The sequence below is a fragment of the Arthrobacter oryzae genome, assembly GCF_003634095.1.
Classification (GTDB): domain Bacteria; phylum Actinomycetota; class Actinomycetes; order Actinomycetales; family Micrococcaceae; genus Arthrobacter; species Arthrobacter oryzae.
Genome location: NZ_RBIR01000001.1, coordinates 556,110 through 573,000, shown reverse-complemented (window position 1 = coordinate 573,000; position 16,891 = coordinate 556,110). Strand labels below are relative to the sequence as shown.

Here is a 16,891-nt window from a genome sequence, read left to right as displayed (position 1 = left end):
CTATTTCGGGTCCCGCCGCGAAGGCTCGGACCCGGATCAGCACCTCCGCTGACCGCTGCCTGCATCCAGAAGCTGCGGCCCAGGCTGCGACTTCCTTGCGGCGCAATCAGGGCTGCGACGGGCTCAGATCCACTTCGGCGCGGCCGGCACCGTGCTGTTTAGGGCGGCACGGCCCGGCCCGGCGGCGGTGACGCCGCCGCTGCCCCGGCCGGCGGCCCATTCGACGACGGCGGCCAGCGGTCCGGAGACGATGGCGGGGGATTCCGACGTCGTGTCCCCGAAGGTGAGGTTCCGGTCCGTGACTTTGAGGACGAGGTCCTTGTCGGTACCGCGGGTCTTCCAGGCGCCGGTGATGTCCTTCAGGAGCCGTTCGAGCACGGGTTCCGGGATGTCCCCGAAGGCCGCGCCGTTGGCGAGGTCGACGGCGTGCATCCAGACTTCCCGGCTGCGCATCCAGACCGTTTCCGTGGCGGGCACCTCGCGGCCCTGGATGGTCCGGACTGTGTGGTGCCAGGCGTCCCCGGGCAGGTCCCGCCATTCGACGTTCAGGTGCACGGCGGAGTGGTCGAAGAGGTGCCGGAGCGCGATCGGGCTCAGCGTGGCGCCGAAGTCGATCTCGTGGTCCCGGACCTCCGTGGAGGGATACATCGGGGTCTCGACGCCGGTGGCAGCCCACTCAACCAGCCGGGCGATGGCCCGGGCGTTGTAGCCGATGTGCGCCGTGATGTGCCGGCGGGTCCAGCCCGGCAGCAGCGAGTCGCCGTCGAGGTCCGCATCCGAGAGCTCGTTGAGCTTGCGGGCAAAGAACGCCGTGCCGCGCCGTGCCTGCAGCAGGGCCGCGAGCAGCTCCGGGTCCGTTGTCAGGTCATGGCGGGCAACCATCAGGCTTCCTTGATGACGCGGTTCTTCAGCTGGCCCAGTCCCTCGATGGTGGTCACCAGGACCTGGCCTTCCTGGAGGTAGCGCTTCGGGTCCTGGGCGTGACCCACGCCGCCCGGGGTGCCGGTGGCGATCACGTCGCCCGGGTTCAGCGTGATGATGGTGGAGATATAGGACACCAGGTACTCGGGGGTGAAGACGAGGTCGCCGGTGGGGGTCTGCTGCTGGACTTCGCCGTCCACCGCGGAGGTCATCAGCGGGCCGGCGGCGAATTCGTCCTTGGTGACCAGGGCCGGGCCGAAGGGGGTGGACTTTTCCCAGGTCTTGCCCTGCAGCCACTGGATGGTGCGGAACTGGTAGTCCCGCATGGACACATCGTTCAGCACGGCGTAGCCCGCGATGTGGTCCGCTGCGTCGGCCTCGCTGATCCGGCGGCCCTTTTTGCCGATCACGACGGCGAGTTCGGCCTCCCAGTCGACGGCGTCGGATTCCTGCGGCAGGGCCAGGTCATCGTTCGGGCCGATCAGGGATTCCTGGTACTTGGCGAACAGGGTGGGGTACTCGGGGACTTCCCGGCCCATTTCCTTGATGTGGTTGCGGTAGTTGTGGCCCACGCAGATGATCTTGCCGGGGGAGGGGACGACGGCGTCCAGGTCCGCGCCCTCGGCCGGGTGCGTGGCGCCGGCCGCTGCCTTTGCGGTCGCTTCCCAGCCCGGGGTGCGGAGGAGTTCCCCAACGTCGGCGAAGCCGTCGATCTCGGTCAGGGTGTCGCCGTCCTGGCGGACAGCCTTATTGCCGGCGGGGGTGCGGAGGGTGAGGAGTCTCATTACTTGGTGCGTCCTTCGATGTAGGTGCGGTTGAAGTTCAGCCGTTCGAAAATGGGGGCGTCGCTGAAGCGGAAGAGATCGAATTCGGTGTCTGCCTGCAGTGACCAGGCGGCCCAGGACGGGACGACGAACAGGTCACCCTTCGCCAGGGTCCGGGTTTCGCCGTTTAGGACCACCGAGCCGGATCCTTCGAAGACCTGCCACACGCTGGAACCGACCTCGCGGACGGACTCGGTGGAGGCGCCGGCGCGCAGGCGGTGGAACTCGGCCCGGATGGTCGGCATCACGTCCCCGCCGGTAGTGGGGTTGGTGTAGCGCACGGCGGCGTGGCCCTGGGAGACCGTGGCCGGGTGGCCCTCGTCCTCGAGGAGCAGCTGCTCGGTCAGGGCCCGGTCCGTGTATTCCCAGCGGTAGGCCGCGATGGGGGAGCTCGTGGTGTCATCCAGCCCGGAGAGCGGGCGCAGGCCCGGGTGCGCCCAGAGCCGTTCGGCGCGGGAGATGTCCGGGGTGGCCTCATCGGTGACGCGTTCGGTGCCGAACTCGAAGAACCCGGCGTCGGCGTAGTGCACGAACGGGATGTCCAGCCCGTCGATCCAGGCCATCGGCTCATCGGTGTCGTTGTGGTGGCCGTGGAAGTTCCAGCCCGGGGTCAGCAGGAAGTCGCCGCGGGACATCCGCACCGGGTCCCCGTTCACGACCGTCCACACGCCCTCTCCCTCGACGACGAAGCGGAAGGCGTTCTGCGAGTGGCGGTGTTCGGGGGCGGTCTCGCGGGCGCCGAGGTACTGGATGGCCGCCCACAGGGTGGGGGTGGCGTACGGGGTGTTCCCCAGGCCCGGGTTCGCCAGGGCGATGGCACGGCGTTCCCCGCCGCGGCCCACCGGGACCAGGTCCCCGGCGCGGGCGGCCAGCGGGTACAGGTCGCTCCACCGCCACACGTGGGGCACCGCCTTCGGGCTCGGGACCATCGGCATCAAATCCGCGATCTCGGTCCACAGCGGGATCAGGTTCTCCCGATCAAAGTCCCGGTACAGCTCCTTGAGCTGCGCGGCTTCTTCGGGCGTCGGCTCCGGAGCAACGTGCCCCGCGGCCACTGATTCATGGGTCGTGTTCTCGGCGCTGATGGACACGTGGGCCTCCTCGGTAGGTGAACAGTTCTTGGCGTAGTTCGACTCTACGGAGCCGGGCGTGTGACCCCCAACATATTCTGTCAGTCAGAATTATCTGCCTGTCACGTCGGATTCCCGGCTGCGCCTACTCCGGATCTGCCGGATTGGCCGCGATGTCAATCTCCAGCTGCCGGCAGGTTTCCCGCAGCGCGGGGACGAGTCCGGCGTCGAACACCCGGCGGAAGCGGGTCGAGGGGGTGGCGACGCTGAGTGCACCGACGACGTGCCCGTGCCGGTTATGCAGGGCCATCCCGAGGGCGCTCACCCCCTCCTCCGTCCCCTCGAAATTGGCCGCGAAGCCGTTGCTGCGGATTGACTCAAGCTCGCGCAGGAACGCCGGGTACTCGGCGGCGGGAATGGTGTCCCCGCCAATTTCGGCATTGTTGCTGCGAAAGAGTTGGTCGATCATGTGGGGTTCCAGTTCGGCAAGCATGGCCTTGCCGCCCGACGTCCTGTTGGCGGGCATGACCGTGCCCTGCCGGTCACCAATGCGCAACACGTTGTTCCCTTCCACCGTGGCCAGGAAGCGAACTTTGGTGCCCACCCGCACCATGAGGTTGACGGTCTCGTTCAGTTGAGCCGAGAGCAGCTCCATGTGCGGCTGGGCGAGCGAGCGCAGCAGCCTGGTCCAGCTCAGGCCCGCCGGCCCGACCCCCATGGCCGCCCCGGGAACATAGCGGCGGTTTTCATCCTGCACGGCAAAGCCCCGGTAGACCAGCATCGCCAGGAGCCGGTGGGCGGTGGAGGGGGCTACGCCGAGCTCGGCGGCGGCGTCCTTGAGCCGCAGCGCGCCGCCGTCGCGGAGCAGCTGCAGGAGTTGCAGCGCATTATCCACCGCCTCGATGGAATAGGTCGGCCGCTTTTGGACGGGCTTCCGGGTGGACTTGGTTGGCGAGTTGTTCTGCACATCAGAATTGTATTGTTGTTCGTCTGCAATCTCCATGACAGTAGTGGGATGAATCACACACCTTCCGCTGCAGCGCCGGAGCGGCCGACACCGGGCTTGGCCCGCCCCACTACCGCCGATGGGCCTGCATCGCGGTTTTCCAAAGGCTCGGCCGCGGCCGTCCTCGTCTGCTGGCTCCTGGTGGTCTTCGACGGCTACGATCTCATTGTCTACGGCACCGTTCAGTCCTCCCTGATCTCTGGGACCGGCTGGGGCCTGAACAAGGCCACGGCCGGAACCATCGGCTCCATGGCCTTCGTCGGCATGATGATCGGGGCGATCTTCGCCGGCCGCATGGCCGACTCGTGGGGCCGGCGCCGCACCATCCTGGGCTGTGCCATCGTTTTTTCGATCTTCACGATCCTCTGCGCGTTCGCCCCTAGTGCCCCGGTCTTCGGCGTCCTGCGGCTCCTCGCCGGCATTGGACTCGGCGGGCTGGTGCCCTCGGCCAATGCGCTCGTGGCCGAACTCGTCACGCCCAAATGGCGCTCCACCGTCGCCACCTTGATGATGTCCGGCGTCCCGATTGGCGGATCCATCGCCGCCCTGGTCGGCATCCAGCTGATCCCGGCGTTCGGCTGGCAGTCCATGTTCCTCGTAGCGGTGCTGGCCCTGATGGTCGTGGTGCCGCTCGGACTGAAATATCTGCCGGAGACCCTGGCACCGGTCAGCGCGGCAGGCAGTGCACCTGGCGAGGCGGCTCACAAGGCCTCCAGCCCGGGCCACCTGATCAAGAAGCCCGCCGGCTTCTCCTCCCTGCTCCGCGCCCCGTACCTAGGGGTAAGCGTGCTGTTCGCAGTGGCGACCATCGCCACCCTGTTCGCCTGGTACGGACTCGGTACGTGGCTGCCAAACCTCATGCAACTGGCCGGCTACAACCTCGGTTCCGCCCTGACGTTCGCCCTCGCCCTCAACCTGGGTGCGGTGGCCGGCTCGGTCATCACGGCCTGGGCCGGGACCCGCTTTGGTCCGATCCCGACGGCGATCGCGGCTGCCGCCGTCGCCGCCGGAGCCCTCGTGGTCCTCGTGACCGGTCCGCCCGTGACGATCGTGTACCTCATGCTGGTCCTCGCCGGGGTCGGCACGCACGGCACGCAGTGCCTGATTATCGCCGCCGTCGCAAGTCACTATCCCGGACACCTCCGCGGAACCGCGCTGGGCTGGGCCCTGGGGACGGGCCGCATAGGCGCCGTCGCCGCACCCCAGATCGGTGGCCTCCTGCTGGCCGCCGGACTGGGCGTCAATTCCAATTTCCTCGCCTTCGCCGGTGCAGCCGCCATCGCCGCGGTACTGCTGGCCGCCGTCGGCCTCAAACTCAAGTCCAAACTCTCAACCTCACCCTCACTTACATCAACAGGAGCAAGCAATGTCTGAGCACGCCACGTCCACCGATGTCCTCGTCATCGGAGGGGGAATGGCCGGACTGGCCGGAGCCCTCGCGCTGCGTGAAAACGGCGCCAACGTCACCCTCGTGGAGCGGGCCCCCGAATTCGGCGAGGTCGGCGCGGGCCTGCAGATGGCCCCGAACGCCTCCCGCGTTCTGCGGCGCTGGGGCTTGCTGGAAAAGGCGCTGGAAATCGGCGTCCAGCCCAAGCACCTGGTCTTCCGCGACGCCGTCACCGGCGAGGAGCTCACCCGCCAGAGCCTTGGCGGGGAATTCGAGGAACGCTACGGCGCGCCGTACGTCGTGATCCACCGCAGCGACCTGCACCGGGTCCTGCTCGAAGGCTGCGAGGCGGCGGGCGTCAAGCTCGTCAACGACGTCATGGTCGAGAGCGTTGAAACCGTCAACGGCCGCGGCGTTGCCCACACCGCAGCGGGCGTGGACTACGAGGCCGACGTCGTGATCGGCGCCGACGGACTCAAGTCCACCCTGCGTCCGCTCGTGGCCAACGATGAGCCCGTCCCCTCGGCCTACGTCGCGTACCGCGGCACCGTCCCGATCACCGAAAACACGCCCAAGGCCGATCTCGAAGACGTGATCGTCTACCTCGGACCGGACTGCCACCTCGTGCAGTACCCCCTGCGCAAGGGCGAGCTGTTGAACACCGTGGCCGTCTTCAAGTCCGCCTCGTTCGAACGCGGCGAAGAGCAGTACGGCGGTGTGGACGAGCTAGAGGCCGCGTACAAGGATTGTGTCCCGGCCGTTCAGGAAGCGCTCAAGAACCTGGCCACCGGCATCCGCTGGCCCATGTACGACCGCGATCCGATCGAAAACTGGGTTGCCGGCCGAATGGTGCTGATGGGCGACGCCGCGCACCCGATGCTCCAGTACCTCGCCCAGGGCGCCTGCCAGGCGCTCGAGGACGCCGCCGTGCTGCAAGACGCCACCAATGGCACCGTCTTCACCCAGGGAGGCGTCAACCCGGAAGCCTGGGACGGCGCGATCAAGGAGTTCAACACCATCCGTGCCGGCCGCACGGCCCGGGTCCAGCGCACCGCCCGCGTCTGGGGTGAATCCTGGCACGTGTCCGGACTAGCCCGGACACTGCGCAATCTGCTCTTCAAGAGCCGGAAGGACAACGACTTGCAGTACAACGACTGGCTGTACGGCCAGTACGGCGACGGCGTACCGGCCGTCCGTGAGGCCCGGGCCAGCCTGACAGACCGGATTTCCGCCTGACCCGCGGCCGGGCCGGGGTCCGGCTATCGGATGATCCGGCGGCTGACCTACAGCTGCGGGCCGGCTCCCCACGGGGCCGGCCCGCAGCACGTTCGTGCCTCGCCTAAACCAGCGGCCACGGATAGCGCATGCCGGTGCGGTCAATCGGCAGCACCCCCTCACGCAGCAAGCGCCGCACCCTGCGCTGCAGGGCTGCGACTTCCGCATGGTCGAGAAGCCCGGCCACATCTGGCGGCACGGCCTCAGCGAGCGGCGCGATGTCCTCAAGGAGGTTCCCGGGGACGGGATCACCGGCGAAGTCCCAGATCACGGTGCGCAGTTTGAAGTCTGCCGAGAAGCACAGCCCGTGGTCGATGCCCCACACCCGTCCGTCAAGACCGCGCAGCACGTGACCGCTCTTGCGGTCGGTGTTGTTGGCGATGTAGTCGAACAGGGCGATCCGCGCCAGCTCGCGGTGGGTCTCGGGGGCGCCCTCGTACAGCGTGAAGTAATGCTCCTGGAAGTCGCACTCGATGAACCACTGCAGCGAACCGATCCCGAGGGGCGCTTCCTCGCGGATCACCGTTGGCGGCACGAGTCCCCACGCCAGGGATTCGCTGAGCAGGTAGGCCGCCCGTTCCCGCCGATAGAGCCCGGGCTCGAAATCGGACAGCGGCCTCTCCCCGGCCTCCGGCTTGTAGACCGCGTACGCGGCGTCGTCCCCGCGGGAGACCTGGACGAGGAACGTCTCGTTGCTGCTGCGCGGGATCAGTCCGAGAAGCTCGATGCGGCCTTCGGTGAGCAGGCTCAGCTCCCGGCCGGACACTTTTCATCCCTTTTCACGGCGTCCTCAGCCCACTGAGTGGTTCCGCGGTCGAATTCACCATGAGCACCACGGGTGCCTGACCCTCCACGAACGAGATGGCCGACACCGAGCCCGGGCTGATGACGATGCGCTGGAAGAGGTCCAGGTGCGTGCCCAGGGCATGGGCGACGGCAGCCTTGATGGGATCGGCGTGGGAGAAGCATACGACGACGCCTCCGGCGTGGGCCGTGCGCAAGGCCTCCACCGTTCCCACGATCCGGGCCTGCATTTGCGTGAAACTTTCGCCGTTCGGGAAGCGGAACGTGGACGGGCTGTGCTGCACGGTCTGCCACTGCGGCAAGGCCGCCAGGTCGGCGATCGCGGCGCCGGTCCAGTCGCCGAAATCGCACTCAAGCAGCCCGGCGTCGGCGTTCACGTCCAGCCCCGCGCGGGCCGCCGTCGGCTCCGCCGTCTCGCTGGCGCGCTCCAGCGGCGAGGAATAGATGGCGTCGACGGGCAAGCCCGCGAGCCGTTCCGCCACCCGTTCGGATTGGGCACGGCCCCGGTCCGACAAATGCAGTCCCGGTGCCCGCCCCGGCAGCACCGTGCCCGTCGTCGGCGTCTCCCCGTGGCGCACCAGAAGCAGGAGCGTGCCCTGTCGCTCAGGGGAAGGCCCGGACGTCGGTGCCGGCGATGCCGGCGGCGTTGCTGCAGTCATCAGGACTAAGCGTAGCGGCAGGGGCCCCGCCCGAGCTTGCGAGGGGCGGGGGAGCCGCGCAGCGGTAAGTCGCGCGGATGCCCGGTGAGCTGGAAATCTGGATAAATCTCTCGATTCCCCGCACCGTCGAGGACTAACGTAGAGGAGTGAGTGATCGCCCCGATATCTTCACTGTTGGTGAACTGCGTGCCTCCGGCCACGTTCACAAGGACCTGCGCCGCGAAATCCGCGACAACCTGCTCGCGGCCCTTGCCGCTGGCCGGGATCCGTGGCCCGGGATGTTCGGATTCAGCCGGACGGTCCTGCCCCAGCTCGAGCGGGCGCTGCTCGCCGGCCACGACGTCGTGCTGCTCGGCGAACGCGGGCAGGGCAAGACCCGGCTCCTGCGCACCCTGGCCGGGCTGCTGGATGAGTGGTCGCCGGTGATCGAGGACTCGGAGCTGAACGAACACCCGTACGAACCCATCACGGAGCACTCCCGCGCCCTTGCCCTCACCGAGGGGGACCGGCTGCGGGTGGCGTGGCGCCACCGTTCGGAACGGTATGTCGAGAAGCTCGCGACGCCGGACACCTCCGTCGCCGACCTCATCGGCGACGTCGACCCCATGCGGGTGGCCGAGGGCCGCCGGCTCGGGGATCCGGAAACGATCCACTACGGCCTGGTCCCGCGCTCCAACCGGGGGATCATCGCGATCAACGAACTGCCCGACCTCGCCGAGCGGATCCAGGTCTCGATGCTCAACGTGATGGAGGAGCGCGACATCCAGATCCGCGGCTACGTGCTCCGGCTGCCCTTGGACGTCCTCGTGGTCGCGTCCGCCAACCCGGAGGACTACACCAACCGCGGCCGGATCATCACCCCGCTGCGGGACCGCTTCGGCGCTGAGATCCGCACCCATTACCCGATAGAGCTCGACGACGAGGTCGCCGTCATCCGGCAGGAGGGGCACCTGGTGGCCGGCGTGCCGCCGGTCATCCTGGAGATCCTGGCCCGCTACACCCGGGCGTTGCGGCAGTCCCCGGCGATCAACCAGACTTCCGGAGTGTCCGCGCGGTTCGCCATCGCTGGCGCCGAAACCGTCGCAGCGGCGGCCCTGCGCCGGGCGAGTGTGCGCGGCGAGGACGAGGCCGTGGCCCGGATCATCGACCTCGACGCCGCGGTGGAAGTCCTCGCCGGGAAGATCGAGTTCGAGTCGGGGGAGGAGGGCCGGGAACAGGACATCCTTGATCATCTCCTGCGCATGGCTACCGCGGAGGCCGTGCGGGCGCATTTCCACGGCATCGACATGGGTCCGCTCGTCGCTGCGCTCGACGGCCACACCACGGTGACCACCGGGGAGCTGGTCACCGCCCGGGAGTTCCTCCAGAATCTCCCGCCCCTCAACGGCTCGCGGCTCTACGACGACATCAGTGAGCGCCTGGGCGCGGGAAGCGACGGGCAGCGCGCCGCCGCCGTCGAACTCGCATTGGAGGGTCTCTACCTCGCCCGCCGGATCTCCAAGGATTCCGACGACGAGGCCACCATCTACGGCTAGGCAGTTCCCAGGCCGGGTAGTTCTTCGACTGAATAGAGGAGGGCCCATGAGCGTTCATAACCGGTCCCGCTATGGCCGGTACGCGGGAGGACCGGACCCGCTCGCCCCGCCGGTGGACCTGGCGGAGGCGCTGGATGCTGTTGCCGAGGACGTCATGGCCGGATATTCGCCCCGCCAAGCCCTGCAGGAGTACCTGCGGCGCGGCGGCCGTAACCGGGAAGGCCTTGATCACCTCGCCGGCCGCGTCCAGCAGCGGCGCAATGAACTGCTGGACCGCCACCGGCTGGACGGCACCCTCAACGAGGTCCAGAAGCTCCTTGACACTGCGGTGCTGGAGGAGCGCAAACAGCTCGCCCGCGACGTGCGGATGGACGACACAGACCGGGCCTTCCGGGAGATGCAGCTGCAGAACCTGCCTAAATCCACGGCGGCTGCGGTCAACGAGCTTGCCTCCTATGACTGGCAGTCGAGCACCGCCCGGGAGGCCTACGAGCAGATCAAGGACCTGCTGGGCCGCGAGATCCTGGACCAGCGGTTCGCCGGGATGAAAGAGGCGCTCGAGGGCGCCACGGATGAGGACCGCGCGGCCGTCAGCGAGATGCTGCAGGACCTCAACGAACTCCTCGACAAGCATCGGCGCGGCGAGGACACCGACGCGGACTTCCAGGAATTCATGGCCAAGCACGGCCAGTTCTTCCCGGAGAACCCGCAGTCCGTCGAGGAACTCGTGGACGCTCTCGCCCAGCGTGGGGCCGCCGCCCAGCGGCTCTTGCAATCCATGTCCGCCGAGCAGCGCCAAGAGCTCATGCAACTCTCCGCCCAGGCGTTCGGCTCGCCCGAACTCATGGCCCAGCTCGGCCAGCTCGATGCCAACCTGCAGGCCCTGCGCCCCGGCGAGGACTGGACCGGCTCCGAACGATTCGAGGGCGAAGAGGGGCTCGGGCTCGGCGACGGCACCGGTGTGCTCCAAGACCTGGCCGAACTGGACGAGCTGGCCGAACAGCTTTCCCAGTCCTACAACGGCTCCCGGCTCGACGACTTGGACCTGGACGCCCTCGCCCGGCAGCTCGGACAGGACGCCGCGGTGACGGCCCGCACCCTCGCAGAAATCGAACGGGCCATGCAGGACGGGGGCTACCTCCGGCGCGGGGCGGATGGCGACCTCCGGCTCTCACCGCAGGCCATGCGCCGGCTCGGCAGGGCGCTGTTGCGGGACACCGCCAGGCAGTTGTCCGGCCGGCAAGGGGGCCGGGACACCCGGGCGGCCGGGGCAGCCGGGGAACAGACCGGTTCCAGCCGCCAGTGGGAGTTCGGCGACGCCGAGCCTTGGGACGTCACCCGGACCATCACAAATGCGATCCGCCGCACCATCGCCGACGGCGGGGATCCCCGCCACGGCCTCCGCCTGGCTGTAGACGACATCGAGGTGACGGAGACGGAGGCACGCACCCAGGCCGCCGTCGTCTTGCTCGCCGATGTGTCCTTCTCGATGGCGGCCGAGGGCCGCTGGGTGCCGATGAAACGGACGGCACTGGCCCTGCATCACCTCATATCCACCCGGTTCCGCGGGGACCGCCTGCAGCTGATCACCTTCGGCCGCTACGCGCAGACCATGGACATCGGCGAGCTCACGGCCCTGCCGGCATTGCGGGAACAGGGGACTAACCTGCATCACGGCTTGCTGCTGGCGGGTCGATTCTTCCGCCAGCACCCGACCATGCAGCCGGTCCTTCTCGTGGTGACCGACGGCGAGCCCACCGCGCACCTGCTGGCCGACGGCGAATCGTGGTTCGCCTGGCCGCCGGACACCGAGACCATCCGCATTACGGTCGCCGAGCTCGACCGCCTTGGGCGTGCCGGCACGCAGGCCACCTTCTTCCGGCTCGGGGATGATCCGGGACTTGAGCGGTTTGTCCAACGTATGGCCCGCCGGATCGACGGCCGGGTGGTCGCGCCCGAGACCGGGGATCTGGGGGCTGCCGTGGTGGGGGAGTACCTCCGCGCTCATTTCCGGGGCCGCCCGTACGACGACGCCGACTGGGCGTTGTAGCCGCCGGCGGCGGGAAGTTGCTCGGCCAGCACGCAGTGAACGTGCAGTGGCTGGCCTCCGCCGAGTTCCGCGGAACGAACCGTGCGTTAAAGCGGGCGCCCGTTGCACTGAGCGGCTCTGGAAAGCCCGCGGCCGCCTCAGGGCACCTTGCCGCTGAATCGGGATACTTATGTCAACCTAGCCAGCAGCCGGGCCTCTGGAATTTTGTTCCGGATCCCGAGAAACATTCGGTATTCGAATCACCAGTTGGTTGGTGGGCGACAACACACGCGCCGCGGACATATTCCTGAGCCGGCGCCGGGCGTTGCACTGCGTTCCGGTGACTCGTGCTGCTGCCGACGCGGCACGGCCGGACTGCTTAGCTGCCTAGATGTGTGGACGCCTGGATGTGGAACTCGTGGCACGGCGGCCCGCATGATAATCAGCCCCTTTCGACTGATTATACAGTGCCGATAATCAACATTATGTCAAGTAGTAGTTTGCGCATCTCGTCACCGGAATCGCGTTGGCCGTCCCCCGCGCCCGTTCCGCGCGTGTCGGTCACGGTGTGGCGGGCAGAAGGAGTCCAGCAAAGAACGTTGATAAAGCTGCCTTCGACCACTAGCGTTCCCTGACGTGGACATGACCTTCAGTGCGGAATTGTTTGAATGGCGTGGACCGGCGCCTTTCTACTGGTTGTCGCTGCCTGCTGAAGTGTGTGACTACGTCAGGGCCCAAGCAGCGACGGCCACTTACGGGTGGGGTGCCATCCCGGTGTCCGCGCGGATCGGTGGCACCGAATGGGAGACCTCGCTCCTGCCACGCAACGGTGCGTACGTGCTGCCTGTAAAGAAGGACGTCCGCACGCAGGAGCGGTTCGGCAACGGTGACGCGGTGACGGTCACCCTGAGTGTGGCGCCTCGCGGCGGGAGGGCAGCGAACGGCACCGGCCCGACCGTGTGAGGCCTTATTGGACCTGGAAACGTCCCACTAGGCCGACGATCAGCCCGACGATCGCTGCCGGTAGAGCCAGAGTCCTCAGGGTGTTCTGCAGGTGGTGCCGGGAGGCGGGATTCATGGCCTCACCTTATGCGTGCGTACGCTAGCGCTTTTGATGGCACTCCCCCTCACGTCTTTCAGCCCGGGAGCCCGCCCCCGCCGTTGTAGCCGCCGTTGGCCCTCGTTGCGTTGAGGCTGCTGCCGCCGTTATTGCCCAGATCACGGCTGCGGCTGGCGCGTGGATCAAAGTGAGGATGCTTGTTGACGGCGCCCCTTTTCTTTCGGTAAACGACGACGAAGTAGATGGCGGTCGCGATCAAGGCCGCGATCACGACCGCCGCGAATATTGCTTCAGCTGTGTTCATGGCCTCATTGTCCACCGGCCCCCCACTCAAGGGGGATATTTAGTACTGGATTTATCGTTCAATACGTTGACAATTTTTCGTACCAATAATTAGCGGACGCCAAAACGGGCAGGTAGAATTCATTACCCCAACCTAACGACAAACACGGGTCGGACACCTATGCTCAGGTTCAGCGTTCATTCTCAAGGGGGAACAATGGATCGCAGCCGGCATCTGCCAATCAACATTTCAGTTCTACTAGCGTCATTGCTCGTGGCCTCATGCGCAGCGACCCCATTAGGCGGCCCGGGCACGCCAACACCCGCCCCAACCACGGTGCTCTCAGCAACAGCACTGGCCGACAAGGGGGCAGCTACGCCGATCCCGGCCACCTCAGCCCCGCCGACGGAGGCGTGCGCGCACTTCCTGCCCGCCGCACCGTGCATCACCTACAACAGCGTCGCTGCCTCCTCGGACGGTAAAGCCCTGCCCTGGGCCGCGGCCGGAGCTGTCAAAATTCAACTCACGTCCGTCAATGGCGGGCTGCAGCTGGCCATACGCGCACCATGCTCCCCATTCAGCGCCCCGGTGACCATCAGGGGGAACACTCTCACCGTCGGAAGGATCGCCGTGGGCGCAGCAGGGTGCGTGGGCGCTGCTGGTGACTACCAATCGTGGCTACAGGAATTCCTGAAACGCCCCATTGCAATGACATACGCCAACGGCACACTTTTCTGGGTGAGCGGCCCCGATTCGCTCAGCTTCAAGTCGGAATAATCACCACAATCCAACTACCCCTGAAGTCGCCCCCTTCGGCGGCATTGTTCAGGATTTCCAAACCCACACCCGCGACTTTTTGACCCGGGACTGGTCGATGGCGGTCCCGAGCGGTTAGTTGAGTGCTGCGGACGGTCCGGTGATGTGGTTAACATCCAGCACGCGCGGGCCGCGGCGATGCCTGGGTGAAATATTTTTAGATAGTTGCTTGTGCGAACACTTTTTGGAGTTTAGGTTTCTTTCATCAAGTCGGTGTGTTGGGGGCGACTGACTTTGCAATCTCCCCCTGGACCTGAATTCTTCTGGTGAAAGTGGTCCCGTGGGGATTGGTTCCGGCGCGATGAGTCGCGCGATTTTGACTGTAGTTCTATGCGGCGGTCTCGTCGTTGCCTCCGGCAGCCTCACTGCGACGCCGACCGAGGCAGCGACGCCCGCGGCAGACGCGTCGCCGACGCCGTCATCGTCGACACCAAACGATGCACCGGTTATCAGCACCACTGCGGTTCCCGACGGTATCGTCGGGCAGCATTATCACGTTGCTCTGGCCGCGAAGGGTGGGTTTGGCCCGTATACCTGGTCTATTTCGAGTGGCACCCTCCCGGGCGGGATCACGCTCGATCCTCAAACCGGGGTCCTGGCCGGGACCCCGACCGCTCCCGGGACCGCCCATCCCGTAATTGCGCTCACGGATTACCGGGGTGCATCTTCGGTCCTCACCACTCCCCTGTCCGTCCAGGCGTCCCCTGCGGCAGCGCTCCCGCTCCTGATGACGGGAGCCCGCTCTGTCGTAGAAGGGCACTACGCGAAGTACGCGGTAAAGGCCGACGGGACCGTTCTGGCGTGGGGAGGCGATACCTACGGAGGGTTGGGGGACGGATCCACCACAGGGCAGGCCCTCTCCCCCACCCCGATACCGGGCCTGACCGGTGTAGTGTCCATGAGTGTCAACGATGACGGATCCCAGTACGCGCTGAAGGCCGACGGCACGGTCTGGGCCTGGGGGAACAACACCTACGGGCAGCTGGGCACCGGCACCACCCCCACCTGCCTTTCCCCTCGCGAGGTGCCCGGACTCACCGGGGTCCGGGCGTTGACTGTCGACGGCGATTCAGTATTCGCCGTCAAGGCGGACGGAACCGTCAGTGCGTGGGGCAGAAATGACTATGCCCAACTGGGCAACGCGACGGTCCGCGATTCCTCGACGCCGGTCCAGGTCGCTGGGTTAGTCGGGGTGAAATCGCTCGCCCCTAGCCCAGGAGGCGTCATTTTCGCGCTCAAGATCGATGGCACGCTCTGGAGCTGGGGCGGCCTATCCGGCTATAACTCTCCCTTGCCGGCCGCCGCAATCCCCCATATTTCCGGCATCCGGTCGCTGGTGGCCCGCGCCGCCCCCGCGACCGTGTACGCGCTGAAGTCCGACGGAACGCTCTGGACGGACACCACTTCGTTCGATCACTTCGCGCCCGTCACCGGTCTTTCCGGTGTCAAAAGCGTCAGTACCAGTACACGCGACGGCGGCCCCGATTCGGCGTTTGCGGTTAAGACCGACGGCACAGTCTGGTCCTGGGGGGACAACACCTTCGGTGTCCTCGGCAGGACAACCCCCTTCCCCTCGTCTGCCGCGCCGGCGCCCATCCCGGGACTCACCGGCGTCGATAGGGTTTCACCGAACAGCTTCGGCCGGGCCATTTACGCGGTCAAAACGGACGGCAGCATCTGGGGCTGCGGCGAAGGCAGCCTGGACGAATTCGGCACGGGCTACGGGAACTCTGCGGGTTCGACCGTCCCCGTCCGGGTTCCAGGCCTGGGCGCCGTCACCGACATTTTCCCGGAGGACGAATCGGTGTATGCCATGGCGACCGACCGGTCCGTATGGGGTTGGGGGCACGGGGTCAATCGCCGCCTTCGGGACGGAACGGCCGGTTATTCCCTGCCGCCGTTGCAACTCGGATCCTCGAACCCTTATCCGGCCGGCATGGACACCGGGCAGCACCCGGCGGGAGTCGCCATCAGCCCCGACGGGGCCGCGGCCTACGTCACCAACGAAGGCAGCAACTCAATCTCCGTCCTTGACCCGAGGGCGGAAACGGTCCGCTCGACCATTGCTGTCGGGCCCGGCCCCCGCGGGGTGGCTGTACGACCTGACGGCGCCCAGGCCTACGTGACTAACAGCGGCGACAACACGGTATCCGTGATCGACACCGCAACCGGCACGCTGTCCGCCACGATACCTGTCGGGTCGGGCTGGGGCGCCTCCGGGGTCGCTTTCACCCCCGACGGCGCGAAAGCCTATGTGACGAATGCCGGGGAAGGAACGGTGGCCGTCATCCACGTCGCATCCGCTTCCCTAAAAGCCGTAGTCCCGGTCGGGGTGCAGCCGGTGGCAGTCTCGTTCACACCGGACGGGTCGCGGGTGTTCGTCGCCAACTCCTCAGATAAGACCGTATCCGTGATCGCGACCGCATCAGATCAGGTGGTGACAACCATCCCCGTCGGAACAGGCCCGCGCAGCATCGCCGTCACACCGGACGGGTCGAAGGCCCTGATCACCAACACCGGGACCAACAGCATCTCGATCATTGACATTGCCACCAACCGGGTCAGCACCGTCCCAGTCGGCTCGAGCCCTGCCGGTATCGCACTCACCGCCGCGGGCGCCCGCGCGCTTGTGGCCGAGGCCGGAAGCAACGAACTCTCTCTCGTCGAGGTGGCGTCCGGCAAACTCCTCGGAACATTCCCGACCGGCACGAGCCCGTCAGGCGTGGCCGTCACTCCCGACGGATCCAGGGCGGTGGTGACAAATCCCGGCGGGGGCAACGTTTCAATTGTGAACCTTGGTCCTGCGATGAGCGCCGTCCTACCATCGGCGGCAACAGTCGGCGTGCCCTACGCCTATCAGTTCACCGCGGGAGGCTTGCCGTCGCCGGGCTACAGGGTCTCCTCCGGTTCGCTCCCTGCGGGTTTGTCCCTCGATGGCCGCACCGGCACACTCTCGGGTACGCCAACCGTGCCTGGAACTTCGACGTTCGGCGTTACTGCCAGTAACGGGATCGTCCCGGACGCCGCCGCGTCGGCGTTGACCATCACCGTCGTGAAGGCCTCGACCGTGCCATCGACCACAATCGGCGCGTGGCGCGATTTCACCGGGTGACGGCATCGCCGACCTCTTGTTCCGCTATGCGGACGGCGAGCTTGCTGTGGAAGCGGGGAACTTGACGGGCACCCCGGTCTCCGTCAGAATCCTGTCCCCGGGATGGCCGA

At 67.0% G+C, this 16,891-nt stretch carries 13 protein-coding genes and 1 pseudogene; 7 read left to right on the top strand and 7 right to left on the bottom strand.

What is annotated here, in order from left to right; translation table 11 throughout:
- Positions 1-123 precede the first annotated feature (123 nt).
- From C8D78_RS02745 to C8D78_RS02730, 4 genes are all read right to left on the bottom strand, one after another.
- On the bottom strand, positions 124-882 hold the full coding sequence (locus C8D78_RS02745) for a maleylpyruvate isomerase family mycothiol-dependent enzyme (RefSeq protein ID WP_120950321.1): 759 nt from the start codon (positions 880-882) through the stop codon (positions 124-126).
- Positions 882-1,706, bottom strand: a complete 825-nt coding sequence (locus C8D78_RS02740) for a fumarylacetoacetate hydrolase family protein (protein WP_120950320.1) — start codon at positions 1,704-1,706, stop codon at positions 882-884. Before C8D78_RS02740 ends, C8D78_RS02745 begins: the two co-directional genes overlap by 1 nt.
- The gene (locus C8D78_RS02735; protein ID WP_120950319.1) at positions 1,706-2,836 is read right to left on the bottom strand and encodes a cupin domain-containing protein; all 1,131 of its coding nucleotides are present in this window, start codon (positions 2,834-2,836) and stop codon (positions 1,706-1,708) included. Before C8D78_RS02735 ends, C8D78_RS02740 begins: the two co-directional genes overlap by 1 nt.
- Positions 2,837-2,960: 124 nt before the next feature.
- A complete protein-coding gene (locus tag C8D78_RS02730; RefSeq protein ID WP_120950673.1) occupies positions 2,961-3,782 on the bottom strand; it encodes an IclR family transcriptional regulator in 822 nt (273 codons plus the stop codon).
- Positions 3,783-3,830: 48 nt separating this feature from the next.
- On the opposite strand from C8D78_RS02730, the gene C8D78_RS02725 reads away from it, so the two are divergent.
- Both C8D78_RS02725 and C8D78_RS02720 read left to right on the top strand, forming a co-directional pair.
- Positions 3,831-5,195, top strand: coding sequence for an MFS transporter (locus C8D78_RS02725; protein WP_120950318.1), 1,365 nt, complete (start codon positions 3,831-3,833; stop codon positions 5,193-5,195).
- Positions 5,188-6,444, top strand: coding sequence for an FAD-dependent oxidoreductase (locus tag C8D78_RS02720; RefSeq protein WP_120950317.1), 1,257 nt, complete (start codon positions 5,188-5,190; stop codon positions 6,442-6,444). The genes C8D78_RS02725 and C8D78_RS02720 overlap by 8 nt, the downstream gene beginning before the upstream one ends.
- 103 nt (positions 6,445-6,547) lie before the next feature.
- Here the strand turns inward: C8D78_RS02720 and C8D78_RS02715 are convergent, their stop codons facing one another.
- Together C8D78_RS02715 and C8D78_RS02710 are read right to left on the bottom strand one after the other, a co-directional pair.
- Positions 6,548-7,249 carry an SCO1664 family protein gene (locus C8D78_RS02715; RefSeq protein ID WP_120950316.1) on the bottom strand — a complete coding sequence of 234 codons (702 nt, stop codon included), beginning with the start codon at positions 7,247-7,249 and terminating at the stop codon, positions 6,548-6,550.
- Between the two features lie 13 nt (positions 7,250-7,262).
- Positions 7,263-7,946, bottom strand: coding sequence for an MSMEG_4193 family putative phosphomutase (locus C8D78_RS02710; RefSeq protein WP_120950315.1), 684 nt, complete (start codon positions 7,944-7,946; stop codon positions 7,263-7,265).
- 146 nt (positions 7,947-8,092) lie between these two features.
- Between C8D78_RS02710 and C8D78_RS02705 the strand changes: the two genes are divergently transcribed.
- The 3 genes from C8D78_RS02705 to C8D78_RS02695 all read left to right on the top strand — a co-directional run bounded on the left by C8D78_RS02705 (position 8,093) and on the right by C8D78_RS02695 (position 12,473).
- Entirely contained in the window at positions 8,093-9,481 is a 1,389-nt protein-coding gene (locus C8D78_RS02705; RefSeq protein ID WP_120950314.1) for a sigma 54-interacting transcriptional regulator, read from the top strand.
- A gap of 46 nt (positions 9,482-9,527) precedes the next feature.
- Entirely contained in the window at positions 9,528-11,531 is a 2,004-nt protein-coding gene (locus C8D78_RS02700) for a vWA domain-containing protein (protein ID WP_120950313.1), read from the top strand.
- A 621-nt stretch (positions 11,532-12,152) separates the two neighbouring features.
- Complete coding sequence (locus C8D78_RS02695) at positions 12,153-12,473, top strand: DUF1905 domain-containing protein (RefSeq protein ID WP_244208210.1); 321 nt, start codon at positions 12,153-12,155, stop codon at positions 12,471-12,473.
- A gap of 173 nt (positions 12,474-12,646) precedes the next feature.
- Here C8D78_RS02695 and C8D78_RS02690 read toward each other — a convergent pair whose 3' ends face one another.
- Positions 12,647-12,874, bottom strand: a complete 228-nt coding sequence (locus tag C8D78_RS02690; protein WP_120950311.1) for a hypothetical protein — start codon at positions 12,872-12,874, stop codon at positions 12,647-12,649.
- A gap of 1,111 nt (positions 12,875-13,985) precedes the next feature.
- Between C8D78_RS02690 and C8D78_RS02680 the strand changes: the two genes are divergently transcribed.
- Together C8D78_RS02680 and C8D78_RS20165 are read left to right on the top strand one after the other, a co-directional pair.
- A complete protein-coding gene (locus tag C8D78_RS02680; protein WP_167467837.1) occupies positions 13,986-16,781 on the top strand; it encodes a beta-propeller fold lactonase family protein in 2,796 nt (931 codons plus the stop codon).
- A 46-nt stretch (positions 16,782-16,827) separates the two neighbouring features.
- Positions 16,828-16,890: pseudogene (locus C8D78_RS20165) on the top strand (hypothetical protein); the annotation flags it as partial.
- Position 16,891 lies beyond the last annotated feature (1 nt).

Coding starts and splice junctions, on each gene's coding strand:
- C8D78_RS02745 (WP_120950321.1), bottom strand. CDS start 882: ATGGTTGCCCGCCATGACCTGACAACGGACCCGGAGCTGCTCGCGGCC.
- C8D78_RS02740 (WP_120950320.1), bottom strand. CDS start 1,706: ATGAGACTCCTCACCCTCCGCACCCCCGCCGGCAATAAGGCTGTCCGC.
- C8D78_RS02725 (WP_120950318.1), top strand. CDS start 3,831: ATGAATCACACACCTTCCGCTGCAGCGCCGGAGCGGCCGACACCGGGC.
- C8D78_RS02720 (WP_120950317.1), top strand. CDS start 5,188: ATGTCTGAGCACGCCACGTCCACCGATGTCCTCGTCATCGGAGGGGGA.
- C8D78_RS02710 (WP_120950315.1), bottom strand. CDS start 7,946: ATGACTGCAGCAACGCCGCCGGCATCGCCGGCACCGACGTCCGGGCCT.
- C8D78_RS02700 (WP_120950313.1), top strand. CDS start 9,528: ATGAGCGTTCATAACCGGTCCCGCTATGGCCGGTACGCGGGAGGACCG.
- C8D78_RS02695 (WP_244208210.1), top strand. CDS start 12,153: ATGACCTTCAGTGCGGAATTGTTTGAATGGCGTGGACCGGCGCCTTTC.
- C8D78_RS02690 (WP_120950311.1), bottom strand. CDS start 12,874: ATGAACACAGCTGAAGCAATATTCGCGGCGGTCGTGATCGCGGCCTTG.